Annotated in this window: 20 protein-coding genes and 1 other RNA gene; 6 read left to right on the top strand and 15 right to left on the bottom strand. The window is 54.8% G+C overall.

The genetic code is table 11. The annotated features are described in order from the left end of the window. Window positions 1–61: 61 nt before the first annotated feature. Window positions 62–964, bottom strand: coding sequence for a LysR family transcriptional regulator (locus ACXI0A_RS19025; protein ID WP_034829216.1), 903 nt, complete (start codon window positions 962–964; stop codon window positions 62–64). A gap of 129 nt (window positions 965–1,093) precedes the next feature. On the opposite strand from ACXI0A_RS19025, the gene ACXI0A_RS19020 reads away from it, so the two are divergent. Then, entirely contained in the window at window positions 1,094–1,795 is a 702-nt protein-coding gene (locus ACXI0A_RS19020; RefSeq protein WP_224933961.1) for a pirin family protein, read from the top strand. A gap of 70 nt (window positions 1,796–1,865) precedes the next feature. On the opposite strand, the gene dolP is transcribed toward ACXI0A_RS19020, so the two are convergent. The 4 genes from dolP to ACXI0A_RS19000 are packed head-to-tail and all read right to left on the bottom strand — an operon-like array spanning window position 1,866 to window position 5,483. After that, window positions 1,866–2,438 (bottom strand): division/outer membrane stress-associated lipid-binding lipoprotein, encoded by a 573-nt coding sequence (dolP, locus tag ACXI0A_RS19015; protein WP_034829213.1) that lies wholly within the window; start codon window positions 2,436–2,438, stop codon window positions 1,866–1,868. Between the two features lie 14 nt (window positions 2,439–2,452). Next, window positions 2,453–3,040: a DnaA initiator-associating protein DiaA gene (gene diaA / locus ACXI0A_RS19010; RefSeq protein WP_034829211.1), complete on the bottom strand. Its 588-nt coding sequence runs from the start codon at window positions 3,038–3,040 to the stop codon at window positions 2,453–2,455. A 14-nt stretch (window positions 3,041–3,054) separates the two neighbouring features. After that, entirely contained in the window at window positions 3,055–3,450 is a 396-nt protein-coding gene (locus ACXI0A_RS19005) for a YraN family protein (protein WP_476150859.1), read from the bottom strand. Next, window positions 3,408–5,483: a penicillin-binding protein activator gene (locus tag ACXI0A_RS19000; protein ID WP_476150860.1), complete on the bottom strand. Its 2,076-nt coding sequence runs from the start codon at window positions 5,481–5,483 to the stop codon at window positions 3,408–3,410. Before ACXI0A_RS19000 ends, ACXI0A_RS19005 begins: the two co-directional genes overlap by 43 nt. 62 nt (window positions 5,484–5,545) lie before the next feature. On the opposite strand from ACXI0A_RS19000, the gene rsmI reads away from it, so the two are divergent. From rsmI to mdtI, 4 genes are all read left to right on the top strand, one after another. Next, window positions 5,546–6,409, top strand: a complete 864-nt coding sequence (gene rsmI / locus ACXI0A_RS18995) for a 16S rRNA (cytidine(1402)-2'-O)-methyltransferase (RefSeq protein ID WP_476150862.1) — start codon at window positions 5,546–5,548, stop codon at window positions 6,407–6,409. Between the two features lie 33 nt (window positions 6,410–6,442). Continuing rightward, window positions 6,443–6,819: RNase P RNA component class A (gene rnpB, locus ACXI0A_RS18990), an RNA gene on the top strand. 469 nt (window positions 6,820–7,288) lie between these two features. Next, complete coding sequence (gene mdtJ / locus ACXI0A_RS18985; protein WP_476150864.1) at window positions 7,289–7,639, top strand: multidrug/spermidine efflux SMR transporter subunit MdtJ; 351 nt, start codon at window positions 7,289–7,291, stop codon at window positions 7,637–7,639. Next, complete coding sequence (gene mdtI, locus ACXI0A_RS18980; protein WP_476150866.1) at window positions 7,626–7,955, top strand: multidrug/spermidine efflux SMR transporter subunit MdtI; 330 nt, start codon at window positions 7,626–7,628, stop codon at window positions 7,953–7,955. Before mdtJ ends, mdtI begins: the two co-directional genes overlap by 14 nt. Window positions 7,956–8,103: 148 nt before the next feature. Here the strand turns inward: mdtI and ACXI0A_RS18975 are convergent, their stop codons facing one another. The 10 genes from ACXI0A_RS18975 to ACXI0A_RS18930 all read right to left on the bottom strand — a co-directional run bounded on the left by ACXI0A_RS18975 (window position 8,104) and on the right by ACXI0A_RS18930 (window position 14,868). Continuing rightward, window positions 8,104–9,078 carry a glutathione S-transferase C-terminal domain-containing protein gene (locus tag ACXI0A_RS18975; protein WP_476150868.1) on the bottom strand — a complete coding sequence of 325 codons (975 nt, stop codon included), beginning with the start codon at window positions 9,076–9,078 and terminating at the stop codon, window positions 8,104–8,106. 80 nt (window positions 9,079–9,158) lie between these two features. Then, the gene (locus ACXI0A_RS18970; RefSeq protein WP_034829198.1) at window positions 9,159–9,569 is read right to left on the bottom strand and encodes a DoxX family protein; all 411 of its coding nucleotides are present in this window, start codon (window positions 9,567–9,569) and stop codon (window positions 9,159–9,161) included. A 206-nt stretch (window positions 9,570–9,775) separates the two neighbouring features. After that, entirely contained in the window at window positions 9,776–10,060 is a 285-nt protein-coding gene (locus ACXI0A_RS18965) for a YqjK-like family protein (RefSeq protein ID WP_224933954.1), read from the bottom strand. Then, the gene (locus ACXI0A_RS18960) at window positions 10,057–10,452 is read right to left on the bottom strand and encodes a phage holin family protein (protein WP_224933953.1); all 396 of its coding nucleotides are present in this window, start codon (window positions 10,450–10,452) and stop codon (window positions 10,057–10,059) included. The genes ACXI0A_RS18965 and ACXI0A_RS18960 overlap by 4 nt, the downstream gene beginning before the upstream one ends. A gap of 1 nt (window position 10,453) precedes the next feature. Next, entirely contained in the window at window positions 10,454–10,759 is a 306-nt protein-coding gene (locus ACXI0A_RS18955; protein ID WP_224933952.1) for an ElaB/YgaM/YqjD family protein, read from the bottom strand. A 34-nt stretch (window positions 10,760–10,793) separates the two neighbouring features. Then, window positions 10,794–11,165, bottom strand: coding sequence for a DUF1090 domain-containing protein (locus ACXI0A_RS18950; RefSeq protein WP_034829192.1), 372 nt, complete (start codon window positions 11,163–11,165; stop codon window positions 10,794–10,796). A 173-nt stretch (window positions 11,166–11,338) separates the two neighbouring features. After that, on the bottom strand, window positions 11,339–11,707 hold the full coding sequence (gene mzrA, locus ACXI0A_RS18945) for an EnvZ/OmpR regulon moderator MzrA (RefSeq protein ID WP_200576725.1): 369 nt from the start codon (window positions 11,705–11,707) through the stop codon (window positions 11,339–11,341). Beyond that, window positions 11,704–12,381, bottom strand: coding sequence for a DedA family protein (locus ACXI0A_RS18940; protein WP_224933950.1), 678 nt, complete (start codon window positions 12,379–12,381; stop codon window positions 11,704–11,706). The genes mzrA and ACXI0A_RS18940 overlap by 4 nt, the downstream gene beginning before the upstream one ends. Window positions 12,382–12,702: 321 nt before the next feature. Then, the gene (gene exuR / locus ACXI0A_RS18935; RefSeq protein ID WP_476150869.1) at window positions 12,703–13,476 is read right to left on the bottom strand and encodes a transcriptional regulator ExuR; all 774 of its coding nucleotides are present in this window, start codon (window positions 13,474–13,476) and stop codon (window positions 12,703–12,705) included. 90 nt (window positions 13,477–13,566) lie between these two features. Continuing rightward, window positions 13,567–14,868, bottom strand: a complete 1,302-nt coding sequence (locus ACXI0A_RS18930) for an MFS transporter (RefSeq protein ID WP_224934025.1) — start codon at window positions 14,866–14,868, stop codon at window positions 13,567–13,569. Between the two features lie 388 nt (window positions 14,869–15,256). Between ACXI0A_RS18930 and uxaC the strand changes: the two genes are divergently transcribed. Then, window positions 15,257–16,672 carry a glucuronate isomerase gene (gene uxaC, locus ACXI0A_RS18925; protein WP_476150870.1) on the top strand — a complete coding sequence of 472 codons (1,416 nt, stop codon included), beginning with the start codon at window positions 15,257–15,259 and terminating at the stop codon, window positions 16,670–16,672. Window positions 16,673–16,674: the final 2 nt, after the last annotated feature.

Genomic DNA, 16,674 nt, shown 5'->3' with positions numbered 1-16,674 from the left:
CAGGAATGCAGCCACTACGATGTTCGGCGTAGGGTTGGCATTTATGCCGACCTGGATTTAATCAACCGCGCTGCTTCGCCAGCAGTCGCGGGATCTCACGCAAACACCACGCCTTAGCTTCACCCATGCTGTCGCGGCGCCACGCCATAATAATATCCACTTCACGGGTGTATTCGGCACTTACCACACGCAGACGACCTTCGGCGATATCCTGTTCCACCATCGGATAAGGCATGGTGGCGACACCCAATCCCGCCAGTAGGGCACGGCGTTTATCGTCCATGCTGCTTACCGTCAGGCGCTGCTGTTTATCCAGCAGCTGCACCGTTAACACCGGGCGTTCGCGCGCGGTATCCGCCACCGCAATGCCGCGATACTTCACGCGCGTCACTTCAGACAGCGGCTCGGCTTCCTGATGAATTGGGTGATCCGGACTGGCAACGTAGACGCTCATGATGCTGTAAAGCTTGCGCGTATTGATTTCGGTCGAGGCACGGAAATGCATATCAGGTGCAATCACGATATCGGCGCGGCCCTGTTCCAGACGCTCCCAGGCACCGGCCAGCACTTCTGTCACCAGCGAAATCTGCGTATTGGCTTTCTCCGCCAGTTTTTCTACGACAGGAAACAGCAGATTGGTGGGGATCAGCGCTTCGGCCACGATGGTGAGATGGGTTTCCCAACCGCGTGCCAGCGCTTCGGCATCGGTGGTGAGCTTATCGGCCGCTTCCAGCAGTACGCGCCCACGCTCCAACAGCATGCGTCCGACGTTAGTGAACTTGGTGCGATGACCGGAGCGGTCGAACAGCACCACGTCCAGTTCCTCTTCCAGCTTCTGCATGGTGTAGCTTAATGCAGAGGGAACGCGGCCCAGTTCATCGGCTGCCGCAGCAAAGCTACCACGACGATCGATAGCATCCATCACACGTAAAGCTTCGAGGGTTAACGCGCGGTCTTTTGCCATGCCGGTTCTCTGTCAGTAAATTTGAATATGCCAGGCAGATTAACTGGCTAACAATCCGGCGTCCAGCCTTTTACCATGAACGTATAAAGCCTGTGGTCGAATCTCACCGCAGTGCGTCGGAGGTAAATCATGATGACAACCCGCTGCGCGTCCGCATGTGGCCAGGCCGATTTCGGTTGGTTGCAGGCGCGATACAGCTTCTCTTTTGGCCACTATTTTGACCCGAAATTGATGGGCTACGCTTCATTGCGTGTGCTCAATCAGGAAGTGCTGGCGCCGGGTGCGGCGTTTCAGCCGCGCAGCTATCCGCAGGTGGATGTGCTGAACCTGGTTCTGCAGGGTGAAGCGGAGTACCGCGACAGCGAGGGTAATCACCTGATCGCGCGGGAAGGCGAAGCCATGCTGCTCTCGGCGCGCCAGGGTGTGAACTACAGCGAAATCAACATCAGCAAAGATCGCCCGTTGACGCGTATGCAGCTATGGCTGGCGGCCTGCCCGGAACGTGAAAACCCGCTGCTGCAGAAAATCGCTGTGCCGCAGGAAACTCGCTTCTTGCTGGCCTCGCCAGACGGCGTTGACGGCAGCCTGCAGCTGCGTCAGCAAGTCTGGGTGCATCAGGTCATCCTGGCGCCGGGTGAACAGCATACGGTGAAGCTGAATGGCCCTCGCGCCTATCTGCAATCGATCCACGGCTCGTTAGATCTGCAGGCAAGCAGTGCCAATCAGGAATTACTGAGCTGCGGCGACGGTGCGTTTTTAAGTGAAGAACATCAGATTACGTTGCAGGCGAAAACGCCGCTGCGTGCCCTGGTGATCGATTTACCGGCATAAAAAAGGCAGCCCGTTGAGGCTGCCCTGATCTGTGGTCGGGGCGCAATTGACTGCGCCCGTCAGATGCAGATTACTTGAGGATGGTGAACGCGGTAGTCACGTGTTTCACACCGCTCACACGACTGGCCACATCGGCGGCCGCCGTCGCTTCCTGTTGTGTCACCAGACCCAGCAGGAACACTTCACCGTTTTCCGTAGTCACTTTCACGTTCGATGATTTCACCTGATCGCTACCCAGCAGCTGTGAGCGGATTTTGGTGGTGATCCAGGTATCCGATGATGACGTTCCGAGGCTCACTTTCTGGCCGGTACGGATTTCGTTATACACTTCGGTGGCACCATCCACGCCCATCGCAATCTGCTTGGCGCGGCTGGCCAAATCAGCGGATGGCGATTGACCGGTCAGCAGCACTTTGCCCTGATAAGCGGTCACCACGACGCGCGCCTGGTTTTTGATTTGTTCATCTTTAGCCAGTGCGTTACTGACACGCAGTTCCAGCGTACCATCATCCACTTGCGTACCCACGGTGCGCGGGTCAGTTGCGGTTTTGGTCGCCACAGCGGCGCCGCCAGCGACAACGGCAACACAGCCTTGCAGCATCATGGCGGTTAAAAGAATGGCGACAGCGTTCAATGCTTTCATTTGAGCTCCTTCAGTCATTCCTGGTGTGGGAACAAAGTGTTATCAATCAAATCACACAGGCAGTTCAGCGTCAGCATATGCATTTCCTGAATGCGTGCGCTGCGATGTGATGGAATGCGAATTTCCACATCGTGCGGACCCAACAGGCCCGCCAGCTCACCGCCATCATGGCCGGTCAGCGCGACGATAGTCATATCGCGAGTAACCGCAGCTTCAACCGCTTTAACGATATCGCGGGTGTTGCCACGGGTTGAAATGGCCAGCAGCACATCACCGGCCTGACCAAGCGCGCGAACCTGCTTGGCATAAACTTCATCGTGGAGACGATCGTTGCCGATCGCCGTCAGCATGACATTATCGGCGCTCAGTGCCAGCGCAGGCAGGCTGGGGCGCTCGGTCTCAAAACGGTTAATCATACTGGCGGCAAAATGCTGAGCATTGGCCGATGAAGCACCGTTACCACAACTCAGGATTTTGTTACCGTTCAGCAGCGACTGCACCAGCGTCATAGCGGCGCGAGAAATCGCATCCGGCAGCGCCTCCGCAGCAGCGATTTGAGTCTGAATACTTTCGGTAAAACACGCTTTAATTCTGTCCTGCACAAGACCACCTGGTTCTATCCATCGGCATTAAAGGCATCGGGCAGCCATTCCAGCTCACGCCCGGTAATGGCAATGATGTCAAAACGGCAATTCACCGTATTAAAACTGCCGCCGCGTGCCAGCAACCACCATGCAGCGGTGCGCAGCAGCTTTTGTTGTTTCTGGCGCGTCACGCTGGCGGCGGCACCGCCGTAGCGCGCATCGCGTCGATAGCGCACTTCAACAAACACCCAGCAATCGGCGTCTCGCATAATGAGGTCAATTTCCCCACTGCGGCAACGCACGTTGCTGGCAATCCATCGCAGCCCGGCGCGCTCCAGATAGAGGCGCGCCTGCTGCTCCTGCTCAGCGCCAATGCGCTGGCGGTTTATTGCACCGGAACGATTTGTCCCTGACGATACTGGTTCCATGCCAACTTCCTGTTGATCACGCAATCCGTGTCGGCGCTCAGCTTGCCGGTGTTGCCATCAATGGCAAAGCCAGGCACCTGGCGCATCTGGTTAAAGTGATTCGCCAGCGTCCAGGCATCAATGCCCATCGCGTAGAGGCGAACCAGCGAATAATCGTTGTTAAACGACTTCGCCGCCTGCTGCATCAGACCCGGATTGTTGCCGGAGAGCAGCGGAATATCACTGAACTGCAGGCCATCCATTTCCAGACGGAAATCTGGACCGGCACCCGCCTGCGCGCTGCGTGAGCTGGCGTACAGCGCAATGTTGTTGCGGCTGCTGGTGCGCATCGCGATCATCGGCTTGATCAGTTGCAGCTCATCCTGGCTGGCCACGATATACACCGCATCCACACTGCCACCGCTGGCATCGGCCGTTGGCGCTGGCGTGGTGGTTTGCGGTGCCGGAATAGTCAGGCCTGCAACAGCCACGCCGGCTGATTGTGGTTGTTCAACCGTCAGCGGCGTGCCACTCAATGCGATACCGGCTCCGCTATTAATACCTTGTTTCAGCTCGGAAACGCCACCAAAACGCTGTTGCAGTACGGTGGAACCGCCGAGTTGTTGCCACTCCTGCGCAAAAGCCTTGCTGACGCGATCGCCATAGCTGCTACGCGGTACCAACAGTAATGGCTGGCGTTTGCCCTGCTCGTAGATATGGTGCGCGGCATCGCGCGCTTCGTCTTCAGGAGAAAGCGCAAAATAACAAATATTCGGATGGTTCTGGATCTGTTCTGGCTCATTCAGCGCCAGCACGTTAAGTGGCGTCTGGCTATTCACCACCGACTCCACGTCGTTTTTCAGCAGTGGACCCACCACGATGGTCGCGCCATCCTGCTGGGCCTGCTGCATTACCTGGGCAATCGGCTGGCTGCTGGTGTCATAGACTTTCACTTGCGCGCTGCTGTCTGGCTGAGCAGCAGTGGTCGCCGGTTGTGCGGCGGACTGCGGCTGTTCAGTCTGCGGCGGCATATTGCCCGCCATGGCAGGGCTGACAACCGCATTAGCAGCGGTGTTAGCATCGGCAGGCTGCTGCGCGTTGGCGTCGCCAGCTTGTGGTGCTGACGGCTGGGCATTGGCGTCGGTTGCCGCTGGCGCAGCAGGCGCGGGCTGTGATGCTGGCGCATTTAACACGCCATTTTTGGCATCGTTAAAGCCTTTCTGAATCGCATTGGCAAAAACCTGTGCTTGGCCATTCAATGGCAGCAGCAGCGCGATGGTGCTGGTCGAAGCTTTCGTGAAGTTTTGCACCTGACTAAGCTGCGTTGGCAGTGTTTTCGCACCCGGATTTTGCGGATAACGTGTCTGCCAGTCTTTGATCGCCGCTTTCAGCATCTGCGGATCCTGGCTGTTGGTATGCCAGGTATTGAGCAGATCCAGCCAGCCCTGCAGGGTATTTTCATTGGCGTTAATCACCAGGCTGTTTAGCTGATCCTGCGTCATTTGCGTCAGGGCTTGCCAGGTAGCGTCAATATTGCTCTGGTGGTCGGGGCCTTTTAGCAGCGGCTCCTGAGCAATATAGGCGCGCAGCAACGCGAGCGAAGGGCGATTCTGCGCCGCAGCGATTTGCAGTGCGTAGTAGCGCACCTGCTGATCTTCAGACAAGCCATCGGTTTTCACCTGACCCAATGTCTGTTGAGCGCCGCCGAAATCTTGCTGACCAATCTGCATCTGCGCGCGCAGTAATTGCAGTTCCTGCTGCTGCACATCAGAGAGCTGTTGTGGCAGTTGCGAGATCTGATCGTTTGCCTGCGGATACTTTCCTTCCTTCAACAGGGCACGGATGGCAAGTAATTGCCAGTCGGTCTTGCTATCATCGCTGCTTTGCTGCACCTGCTGCAGATAATAGTCAGATCGGCCAGTAGCAGGCCCCTGAATATTGACGTTGGAGGTTTGCTGCGGTCCCTGTCCGCTACAGGCGGCTAAAATCAGTCCAGCGAGAAGAACAGGCACAAAGCGTCCTGCTTTATGACGTACGACTTTTGAAGGAAGCATACTGTATCCAGTGATGTTTTTTTCTAGATGCTCAATATTAAATCGGCAATTCGGATGAAACAATGAAACAACTCGATCGGGCAGAGATTTCTGCCAGCACGCTCTATATCGTTCCTACCCCGATCGGTAACCTGGGTGATATCACGCAGCGTGCGTTGACGGTGCTTGCGAGCGTCGATCTGGTCGCAGCGGAAGATACACGTCATACCGGGCTGTTGCTACAACATTTCGCCATCAATGCGCGACTGTTCGCACTTCACGACCACAACGAACAACAGAAAGCAGAAGTGTTGTTAGCCAAGCTGCAAGAAGGCCAGAGCATAGCGCTGGTCTCAGATGCGGGCACGCCGTTAATCAACGATCCGGGCTATCATCTGGTGCGTCGCTGCCGTGAAGCAGGTGTGCGCGTGGTTCCGTTGCCGGGTGCCTGCGCGGCTATCACAGCATTAAGCGCGGCGGGGTTACCGTCCGATCGTTTCTGTTACGAAGGATTTCTGCCTGCCAAAAGTAAAGGCCGCTGCGACGTACTGCGCTCCCTTGAGAATGAACCGCGTACCCTCATTTTTTATGAATCAACCCATCGTTTGATCGATAGCCTGCAAGATATGGTGAACGTCTGGGGCGCAGACCGCTATGTGGTGCTGGCACGCGAAATCACCAAAACCTGGGAAACCATCCAGGGCGCGCCGGTCGGTGAGCTGCTGGCCTGGGTGCTGGAAGATGAAAACCGTCGTAAAGGCGAGATGGTGCTGATTGTTGAAGGTCACAAGGCCGACGAAGAAGCGTTGCCTGCCGAAGCGCTGCGTACGCTGGCGTTGCTGCAAGCGGAATTGCCGCTGAAAAAAGCCGCAGCGTTAACAGCGGAAATTCATGGCGTTAAGAAGAACGCCCTGTATAAGTACGCACTAGAGCAGCAAGAGGCGTGACAAACGCGGGCGGATCGCCTATTATCCCGCGCCGAAGCTGACCAGACAGTCGCCGCTTTGTCGTCGTCCCTTTCGGGGGAGACGGGCAGAGGGGAGGAAAGTCCGGGCTCCATAGGGCAGGGTGCCAGGTAACGCCTGGGGGGCGCAAGCCTACGACCAGTGCAACAGAGAGCAAACCGCCGATGGCCCAGTAATGGGATCAGGTAAGGGTGAAAGGGTGCGGTAAGAGCGCACCGCGCGGCTGGCAACAGTCCGTGGCACGGTAAACTCCACCCGGAGCAAGGCCAAATAGGGGTTCACAAGGTACGGCCCGTACTGAACCCGGGTAGGCTGCTTGAGCCAGTGAGCGATTGCTGGCCTAGAGGAATGACTGTCCACGACAGAACCCGGCTTATCGGTCAGTTTCGACTTTTCAGGTGAAAACCCCGCTTCGGCGGGGTTTTTGCTATCTGGCGTACGGGAGTGAGAGGAATGATTGTCCACTCCACCTTCAATGAAAAGAATGCGGCTTATCGGAAATTAAAATAAACTTTATCCCGCGGAGAATAAGAAAAGCCGCAGCGTAAAGAAATGAAAATACCGGGGAACTAAATAATCCTTATGCCAGAATAGGCGCGTGTTTCACTACCGAGGACAATTATTCATCCACATCGACGAAAAGCAACAACGTGGATAAGTTGTAAAATTATGGACAAAATGCTCGCCCCAATGATGGCAACCTCTATTTATCTTCCTCAGCACTTCCACTGCTCGATCTGCGATCAGCACTGGCGCTTCGCGCTTTAGCGTCACCCTCTCCTTATTTAAAAAAATATTCTTAAAATTTCTCACGCGTTTATTTTGCGTGATAGTTCTCTGTTTCTCTTAAGGAGAGAAAGTATGCGCTATTGGATTATATTGGTTTTAGCTATCCTGGCTGAAATAACTGGGACGCTCTCAATGAAATGGTCCAGCGTCAATGACGACAACGCGGGTTTTATTTTTATGCTGGTGATGATTGCGCTCTCTTATATTTTCCTGTCTTTCGCCGTCAAACGTATCGCCCTGGGCGTGGCCTATGCAATGTGGGAAGGTATTGGCATTCTGTTTATCACTCTGTTCAGCGTCTTGCTGTTCGATGAAACCTTATCGCTGATGAAAGTGGCGGGCTTAGTCACGCTGGTGGCAGGGATTGTGCTGATCAAATCTGGCACGCTGACACGTAAGGAGCCGCAACATGGCCACCTTTAATGCTGTGCACGTTGCCTGGCTGGCATTGGCGATTGGGCTAGAGATCATCGCGAATATCTTTCTCAAATACTCTGATGGTTTCCGCCGTGCGATTTACGGCGTGCTCTCGCTGGTCGCGGTGCTGGGGGCGTTCAGTGCGTTGTCACAAGCGGTGAAAGGGATCGATCTCTCGGTAGCCTATGCGCTGTGGGGCGGTTTTGGGCTGGTGGCAACAGTGGCAGCCGGATGGATGCTGTTTGGGCAGCGTCTGAATCGTATTGGCTGGTTAGGGGTAGGATTGCTGATTGCGGGGATGGTGCTGATTAAGTTTGCCTAAAACTGGACACATTGACCTGATTCTTAGCGGTTAACGCGCGTGAAGAAATGGACTATCAGGCGCTTCACCTCGTATTCCATCTGTAAAACTTTGCACAACACACTCCTTCAAAAAAGGAGTGTGTTGAACGCAACAATTCGCACCAACTTCAACCGCGGCCGTGTGGCTCATCCCAATCAAACGCCGGGCCCAGCGAAATCACGCCGCTCGGGTTAATGGTTTTATGGCTGCAGTAGTAGTGATGGCGAATATGCGGCAGATTTACCGTGTCGGCGATGCCTGGCATTTGATAGATGTCACGCAGGAAGCCGTTCAGATTGCGGTAATCACTGATACGGTGGCGGTCGCACTTAAAGTGAGTGACATACACCGGATCGAATCGCACCAGCGTGGTCCACAAGCGCAGATCGGCTTCAGTGAGGCTATCGCCCGTCAAATAACGATGCTGGCCAAGAATCTGCTCAAGCCGCGCCAGCGAGTGGAACAACGCCGTGACTGATTCATCATAAGCCGCCTGCGAAGTAGCAAACCCGCTCTTATACACGCCATTATTCACCGTGTCGTAAATCCAGCCGTTCAGCTCATCGATCTTGTCACGCAGCTCAGGCGGATAATAATCACCGGCGCGGGCACCCTGTGCATCAAACGCCGTGTTGAGCATACGAATGATGTCGGCGGACTCATTACTGACGATGGTGTGCTGGGTTTTGTCCCACAATACCGGAACGGTCACGCGGCCGGTGTACTGCGGATCGGCGTGCAGATAGAGCTGGTAAAGGAATTCGTTCTGGTACAGCGAATCACCGGTCGCATCCGGGAAATCGTCGTCAAAGGTCCAGCCGTTTTCCAGCATCAATGGATGCACCACCGAAACCGAAATCATATCCTCCAGCCCTTTGAGCTGGCGCATCAGCAGCGTGCGGTGTGCCCACGGACAGGCAAGCGAAACATAAAGATGATAGCGATCGCGCTCGGCAGCAAAGCCGGCATTGCCGGTTGGGCCTGCGCTGCCATCCGCCGTTACCCAGTTGCGCCAGACTGCTTCTGTGCGTTTGAAGCGGCCACCGGTTGACTTCGTATCGTACCAGGTGTCATGCCAGACACCGTCAATCAGCTGTCCCATAAGCCCTCCATAAAGAAAAAGGGCGAGGAATATCCTCGCCCCTGCAAATCAGTATATGTGTTCTGGCAACGCTTGTGTGCTTAGCGTGCGGCCGCTGGTGCGAAACGAGCACGAATCAGACGGTCGATGCTGTAAGCGCCTGGACCTACCAGACCCAGCACCAGGAAACCACCGGCGATGGACAGGTTTTTCATGAACATCAGCTGGTTAACACCTTCAGCAAAGTTGCTGTGGAACAGGAACGCAGTCAGCAGGGTAAAGCCCGCGGTGAACAGTGCGGTGAAACGGGTCAGGAAACCGAACAGAATCGCCAGACCGCCGCCGAACTCCAGCAGAATAACCAGTGGCAGCAGGAAGCCCGGGACGCCCATTGCCTGCATGTATTGTGCAGTGCCTGCATAACCGGTGATTTTGCCCCAGCCTGCAGTGATGAACAGAATAGTCATTAATACACGTGCCAGCAGCAGGCCTGAGTCTTCGAATTTTTTCATCATTTACTCCAACAAGAATTATGTAGCAGGTTGTTGGCCTGCAAGGTTTTATTCCCGCCGAATCGCATGTCTCAATTCGTTGGGCTGATGGAGGGAGATGATAGTCGCAGGTCGCAACAGTTGTAAGCGAGATAAACTGTCAATGTTGTTCAGGAATTCTGATAAAGAAAAACCGAATCTTTTAGATCCGGTTTGAAATGAAGGCTTTAGCGAGGTTCGAGCGTGGATTTAATCATGCGCCAGGTGCTCCACAGGCCAAAACCGCGTTTTGCCCAACGCAAAATACGGTTAGGACTGCGGATAGACCAGATGGCCAGTGCGCTGCTGCCAATTGCCAGATAGCGGCGTAAGCTGAGAAACGTCAACCAGCCGCGATCATAGTGAGCGGTGCCATCCAGCCAGTCACGACGAGCGGCACTCAGATCCAATCGCTGCTGCTGAACATGATTCAACAGTTCGTGAATGCGGGCTTCACGTTCGCGACGGCTCATGAGCGATGCTCCTCCAGCAGGTTGCGATCGGTTTCCAGCTCCTTGCGGGTATGACGCAACAACGTTGACTGACGTGACTTGTACAATGTCCACAAACCAAATATCAGCGCCAGCGCAAACAGTACGGCGGTGGTAATGGCAATCGCCATCAGCCGATACTGCGCGTCCACCGCCCAGATGATCAGCACCATCAGGCTCATTAAACCAAAAGCGGTAAACAGCATGGTCAACCCAACCATCATCAGCATCTGAATCAGATTGGCTTTCTCCTCCTCCAGCTCGACAATCGCCAGACGGACGCGCGTCTCAACCATACTCACTAAGGTAGTGACGACGCGCTGACCGATGTTGAAGACCCCTTTGCCTGGGCCGTGGCTCTGACTCTCGTTCATATCAACGACGTGAAATCAGGATGCCGATCAGTACACCGACAGCTGCACCGATGCCCACGCCGTGCCAAGGATTGTCGCGCACGTATTCGTCGGCTTTTTCCGCTGCTTCACGGGTGCTCTGCGCAATGCGCTCACCGGAATCGCCCAGGCGCTCACGCGAACTGTCGATAGCGCCACGCGCTTTGTGGCGCAGCTTATCAAGCTCGGTTTTCGATTTATCCGCCGAGCTGCTCAGCACTTCTTCCAGGGTGTCAGCAAGGTTTTTCAGTTCCGCACGCAGATGTTCAGATGTGGTGTCTTTAGACATGAATTTCTCCATTACATCATTTATTTAAGTCCGATTAGTAGGGCTCAGCCTCAAGCTTTTTCAGCTCGTGCTGTGCCTCTTCCAGCTTACGTTCGCGCTTCTCAATCTTATCTTTGTCGCCATCCTGACGCTCTTCCTTCAACTCACGCTCACGTTCAGCAATTTTGTGCTTTTGCTCTGCGATGCGTTCGCTGTGGGCCGACTTCAGTCTTTCATCGGTGCAGTTAGCACGCACTTCAGTCAGCGCGCGCTCCAGCCCGGTCACACGGCGCTGGTTATCATGCTGTTTAGCCATGTCGATTTCGCGCTGAATATCGTGTTCTTTCTGTTGGCACAGTGATTCGGCCGCCATAAGAGATCCCGATAGAGAAAACAGAATAGCACCCAGCAGTAATTGATGTTTCATCAGGTTTTTACCTTCCATTGTTGATGACCTGCCGCAAACCGGGCAGGAGAAGCGTCCCAGCTTGTCTTAACTCGCGCTACCTTTAAGCATAGACAGCAGACGAAAAAATTCAACGAAGACGCGGGGATAGCGAGGATTGATTCACCGTCTGGCTTATCACCAGACGGCTAAAATCAGCTGTAAGTGGGGCGATTGGCGTCAGGCACTTGCTGTGAAGCTTGCGGTCCGCTTGCCACCACAAACCCCTGTGGCAGCAGGCGTCGCAGCACTTTCTGCGCGGCCAGACTTTGCTCTTCATTCTCGAAATGAATCACCAGCGCATCACCTGCAGGTGTAATGCTTTTGATACGCACGCCTTGCGCACTGAGCTGCTGATACAGATAAAAGCCATCCGGCAAATTGGTGCCATTATGGGCAACACGGATTTGTACCACGGTATCGTGCTGCAACATCGAAGGCACAAAAATCACCGCCAGCAGCGCCAAAGCAGCGCCCAGTGCCCAGGGCACTAAGCGCCTGGGAAATCCACGGAATGCGATCATGGTTGTGAATTCCCGTTGCGCGAAGACTGACGTTTACGCCACAACACCACCAGCGAACCCACCAGCCCAATGACCAGCAGCACCAATGGCAGTAGCATCAGGCAGAACATCAGCTCATCTTCATAGCGGCGGAAAATCGGCGTTTTGCCCAGTGCGAAACCCAGCACCGTCAGAATCACTACCCACAGTAAACCGCTCACCCAGTTGAAAAACTGAAAGCGCGCATTGCTCAGACCGGAAAGCCCGGCAATGGTCGGCAGCAGGGTACGAACAAAGGCAATAAAGCGACCAATCAACAGGGCCGACAGGCCATGACGATGGAACAGGCTATGTGCGCGCTGATGATATTGAGCGGGAAGGTGCGACAGCCATTTTTGTACGGTGGGCGTATTCCCGAGCCATCGTCCCTGGATGTAACTCACCCAGCAGCCCAGGCTGGCGCCGGTGGTCAGAATCAGGATGGTAAGCGGGAAACCCATGGTGCCTTTGGCAATTAAAACACCGACTAAAATCAACAAGCTATCACCGGGAAGAAACGCGGCGGGCAGCAGGCCATTTTCAAGAAACAGAATCAAGAACAGCACGCCATAAATGGCCCAAACCAGCGTCGGGTCGGAGAGCATTTCGTAATCTTGCTGCCATAAGGCGTGCAGCAATGCTTTCAAAATATCCATCAATCATTCCTGAACATCATTGTTAAACGTGCCCGTGAGGGGCTGAGGCGCAGGCTGGTTTGGTTATACATTTTTGGTATGCAGCCGTTGCGGGATTTCCGGATCCATCCAGAATTGATTGTTAAATCAGCGACTTTTTAAAGCCCTGTCGCAAAGGGTAAGAAAAGGGCGATAACTGTAACAAAAATCACGCAGGTCAGACAGTGTAAAGTGGCTCTCGCACAGGAGTTTTACCTTTTGACGCAGATGGTCAAAAGGAGCTTTACATGAGCTGACACTATTGCAGATTAACTGACTTATTCGCCTGGAAATGCAGCAGAATCAATGTGAATTGTCACTACCTTCCGGCAGGATGACGGGATTTTCCGCAAACATGTAACGGTCGACATTAAATTCAAAATCGTCGGCGGTGGCGTTAAACAGCATCTGTTTAGTATTTTCCAGGTGCTGCCACATTGCCAGCTTACTGGCGGCGGGATCTTTGCGCATAAGTGCTTTCAGAATCTGGTCATGATCGTCGCACCAGCTGGTGATATTGCGCGCATCAATATGTTCGTGCAGTTTCAGCCAATAGGGGTTGTACAGACGGTGCAGCCACATCTTCTCGACTATCGCGGCGAGGGCGCTGTTTTGCGTGGATTGAGCGATGCGGACGTGAAAGTGCATATCCCATTCAGAATCACGTGAATGGTCTTCCTGGCGGGCTTTTTCCTGAATCGCCATCAGCGCCATAATGTCCTGGCGTGTGACCTGCGTGGCGGCAAATTCGGCCACGTTGCTCTCTATCAACTGGCGCGCCTGCAACAGCTCAAACGGGCCAAAGCTGGCGAACTCCAGCTGGCTGGGTGTGGTCTCGCGATTTTGCTGCTGACTGCTGATCACGTGAATGCCAGAACCCTTGCGCACTTCAACATACCCTTCCACTTCCAGCATGATGATCGCTTCACGTACCACCGTGCGGCTCACTTCCATCTCTTCAGCGATTAGGCGTTCGGCCGGCAATTTATCGCCCACGCGATAATCAGCCGACTCAATGCGACGTTTGAGTTCACTGGCGAGTTGTTGATAAAGACGACGGGATTCGTTCAGATCCATTGCGCGGTTCGCTGTAGTGGCAGAGGTTGAGTTGTTATACCACTTTGGCGAGAGGGAAGAAATGGGCTGGCATGTGCCAGCCCGCAGAGATTAACTCCGTGCAGGAGCGGGTTGTGCTACGCCAGATTCTCCCAGCTCAGACACCGGCTGGTTTTTCAGCACGGTCCAAATCACACAGGCACCGAGCAGATCAAACACCGCCAGCGCGGCAAACAGCGGGCTGAAGCCGAGCGTATCAGCTAATGCGCCTACCACCAGCGCAAACATGGTGCTGGCGGTCCACGCAGCCATGCCGGTCAAGCCATTTGCCGTAGCCACTTCATTACGGCCAAAGACATCCGAGGAGAGAGTGATCAGGGCACCGGACAGTGCCTGATGGGCAAAGCCGCCGACGCACAGCAAACCAATCGCCACATAAGGGCTGGTGAACAAGCCGATGGTGCCCGGTGCAATCATTAACACCGCCCCCATGGTCACCACCAGTTTGCGCGACACGATCAGGTTAACGCCAAACCAGCGCTGGAACAGCGGCGGTAAATAGCCGCCGACAATGCAGCCTAAATCAGCGAACAGCATCGGCATCCAGGCGAACATGGCGATCTCTTTCAGATTGAAGCCGTAGACCTTGAACATAAACAGCGGGATCCACGCATTAAAGGTGCCCCAGGCCGGTTCAGCGAGGAAACGCGGCAGGGCGATGCCCCAGAACTGGCGATTACGCAGGATCTGACGCGCCGACATTTTGCTGTTATTGCCGGTCTGATGCTGCACTTCCTGACCGGAAATAATGTAATGACGCTCTTCATCGCTCAGTTTGGTTTGCTGCTTAGGATGTTTATAAAAGATTAACCAGCACATCGCCCATGCCATGCTGAGCACGCCGGTGATGATAAAGGCCAGCTGCCAGCTGTGCGCCAGAATTGCCCACACCACCAACGGTGGAGCCAGCATCGCACCAATCGATGAGCCGACGTTGAAGTAGCCGACCGCCACGGAGCGCTCTTTGGCCGGGAACCACTCGCTGCTGGCTTTCAAACCGGCTGGGATCATCGCCGCTTCGGCCGCACCCACGGCGCCACGTGCCAGCGCAAAACCGCCCCAGCTGCCTGCCATGGCGGTGGCGGCACAGAAGATGGCCCATAACACGGCAAATACGGCATAACCGATTTTGGTGCCGAGCAAATCCAGGACATAACCGGCGACGGGTTGCATCAGGGTGTAGCACGCCGAATAGGCGGCGACGATATAGGAATATTGTTGTGTGGTAATGCCCAGCTGGGTTTCCAGCGTCGGAGCGGCCACGGCAATGGTATTTCGCGTCAGGTAACCAAGCACCGTGCCCAGCGTCACCAGTCCAATCATGTACCAGCGTAGCCCTTTGATCTTACGCATCATTAACCTCTTCCAGTCTGTCGTAACACTTGCCATTAAAGGGTAGGGGAGCACTTGGGTACCCCCGCTGGCGGCCATGACGATCCAGACCTGCCGCCTTATTGTTATTAGTCGTGCCCTTGAATCAGGCATCAACGAGGCGAGAGGTTAACTTGTTATACAACTTTAAAAGTTGAATGCCATCACAAAAACCTGCATGCACTGTGTGATCCACTAAACAAGCGTTATAACAGCCAGTTAGTGCAATATGGCTGACAGTTTTGTCCATATACCCACAGTGAAACTGTCATTATTGTGAGGTGTATCGCAAACAATTTTGCCGATCGGTAAAATTGGTATGATAACTTTGAATCAGAAGCCAATGGGCACCAAACATGAGGAAGCAGGTATGTCGCGTTTTATGAGTGAGGATTTTCTACTCGATAGCGAGTTCGCCCGTCGTCTGTACCATGACTACGCCAAAGACCAGCCGATTTTCGACTATCACTGCCATTTACCGCCGCAGCAGATTGCCGAAAATTACCGCTTCACCAACCTTTATGACATCTGGCTGAAAGGCGATCACTACAAATGGCGTGCGATGCGTGCCAACGGCGTGCCCGAAGCGCTGTGCACCGGAGATGCCAGCGATCGCGATAAATTCAACGCCTGGGCGCGCACCGTGCCGCACACCATTGGCAATCCGCTTTATCACTGGACGCACCTTGAACTGCGCCGCCCGTTTGGCATCACCGATGTGCTGCTGAATGAGCAGAGTGCTGACCGCATCTGGCAGCAGTGCAACGAGTTGCTGGCGCAGGATGCCTTTAGCGCACGCGGCATCATGCAGCAGATGAAGGTGAAAATGGTCGGCACCACCGACGATCCGCTTGACGATCTGCAGCATCACCGCACGCTGGCGGACGATGCCAGCTTCAGCGTCAAAGTGCTGCCAAGCTGGCGTCCGGATAAAGCCTTCAACATCGAACTGGATACCTTCCTGCCGTGGATCCAGCGTCTGGAACAGGTCGCCGATGTCAGCGTGCAACGCTTTGATGATCTGCGCCGCGCCCTGAGCCTGCGACTCGACCATTTTGCCGCACACGGCTGCAAAATTTCGGACCATGCGCTGGACGTGGTGCTGTTTGCCGAAGCCGACGAAAGCACGCTGGATGGCATTCTGGCGCGCCGTCTGCAAGGGGCTGCACCGACGCAAGAGGAAGTGGCGCAGTTTAAAACGGCGGTGCTGGTGTGGTTGGGCAGCGAATATGCGCGTCGCGGCTGGGCGCAGCAATATCACATTGGTGCGTTGCGTAACGCCAACCGCCGCCAGTTCGATATTCTCGGCCCGGATGTGGGTTTTGACTCCATTAATGATGCGCCCCTGGCTATTCCGCTGGGCCGTTTGCTGGATGCGCAGAACCGCAATAACGCACTGCCGAAAACCATCCTTTACTGCGTTAACCCGCGTGATAACGAAGTGCTGGCGACCATGTCAGGCAATTTCCAGGGCGAAGGTGAGCCGGGCAAGATGCAGTTTGGTTCCGCATGGTGGTTCAACGACCAGCTTGATGGCATGCACCGTCAAATGACGCAGCTGGCGCAGATCGGCCTGTTGAGCCGCTTTGTCGGTATGCTCACCGACAGCCGCAGTTTCCTTTCGTATACCCGCCACGAATACTTCCGTCGCTTGTTGTGCCAGATGATCGGCAATTGGGTTGAGCGCGGTGAAGCGCCAGCCGACGAAGCGCTGTTGGGGCAGATGGTGCAAAACATCTGCTTCAACAACGCGCGCGACTACTTCGGCATTGAGTTAGGAGCCTGATG

The sequence above is a fragment of the Pantoea sp. C1E2 genome (assembly GCF_056491465.1).
The sequence above is the reverse complement of the archived record's forward strand: the minus strand, read 5'-3'. Positions and strand labels throughout refer to the sequence as shown.

Bases quoted from the DNA above. Each gene is read 5' to 3' on its own strand.
- ACXI0A_RS18970 (WP_034829198.1), bottom strand. From the start codon at position 9,569: ATGAAAAAATTCGAAGACTCAGGCCTGCTGCTGGCACGTGTATTAATG.
- ACXI0A_RS19000 (WP_476150860.1), bottom strand. From the start codon at position 5,483: ATGCTTCCTTCAAAAGTCGTACGTCATAAAGCAGGACGCTTTGTGCCT.
- exuR (WP_476150869.1), bottom strand. From the start codon at position 13,476: ATGGATCTGAACGAATCCCGTCGTCTTTATCAACAACTCGCCAGTGAA.
- mzrA (WP_200576725.1), bottom strand. From the start codon at position 11,707: ATGATCGCATTCCGTGGATTTCCCAGGCGCTTAGTGCCCTGGGCACTG.
- rsmI (WP_476150862.1), top strand. From the start codon at position 5,546: ATGAAACAACTCGATCGGGCAGAGATTTCTGCCAGCACGCTCTATATC.
- ACXI0A_RS18975 (WP_476150868.1), bottom strand. From the start codon at position 9,078: ATGGGACAGCTGATTGACGGTGTCTGGCATGACACCTGGTACGATACG.
- uxaC (WP_476150870.1), top strand. From the start codon at position 15,257: ATGTCGCGTTTTATGAGTGAGGATTTTCTACTCGATAGCGAGTTCGCC.
- ACXI0A_RS19025 (WP_034829216.1), bottom strand. From the start codon at position 964: ATGGCAAAAGACCGCGCGTTAACCCTCGAAGCTTTACGTGTGATGGAT.
- ACXI0A_RS19005 (WP_476150859.1), bottom strand. From the start codon at position 3,450: ATGGAACCAGTATCGTCAGGGACAAATCGTTCCGGTGCAATAAACCGC.
- ACXI0A_RS18965 (WP_224933954.1), bottom strand. From the start codon at position 10,060: ATGAGCCGTCGCGAACGTGAAGCCCGCATTCACGAACTGTTGAATCAT.
- mdtJ (WP_476150864.1), top strand. From the start codon at position 7,289: ATGCGCTATTGGATTATATTGGTTTTAGCTATCCTGGCTGAAATAACT.
- ACXI0A_RS18940 (WP_224933950.1), bottom strand. From the start codon at position 12,381: ATGGATATTTTGAAAGCATTGCTGCACGCCTTATGGCAGCAAGATTAC.
- ACXI0A_RS18955 (WP_224933952.1), bottom strand. From the start codon at position 10,759: ATGTCTAAAGACACCACATCTGAACATCTGCGTGCGGAACTGAAAAAC.
- ACXI0A_RS19020 (WP_224933961.1), top strand. From the start codon at position 1,094: ATGATGACAACCCGCTGCGCGTCCGCATGTGGCCAGGCCGATTTCGGT.
- mdtI (WP_476150866.1), top strand. From the start codon at position 7,626: ATGGCCACCTTTAATGCTGTGCACGTTGCCTGGCTGGCATTGGCGATT.
- ACXI0A_RS18950 (WP_034829192.1), bottom strand. From the start codon at position 11,165: ATGAAACATCAATTACTGCTGGGTGCTATTCTGTTTTCTCTATCGGGA.
- ACXI0A_RS18930 (WP_224934025.1), bottom strand. From the start codon at position 14,868: ATGCGTAAGATCAAAGGGCTACGCTGGTACATGATTGGACTGGTGACG.
- ACXI0A_RS18960 (WP_224933953.1), bottom strand. From the start codon at position 10,452: ATGAACGAGAGTCAGAGCCACGGCCCAGGCAAAGGGGTCTTCAACATC.
- dolP (WP_034829213.1), bottom strand. From the start codon at position 2,438: ATGAAAGCATTGAACGCTGTCGCCATTCTTTTAACCGCCATGATGCTG.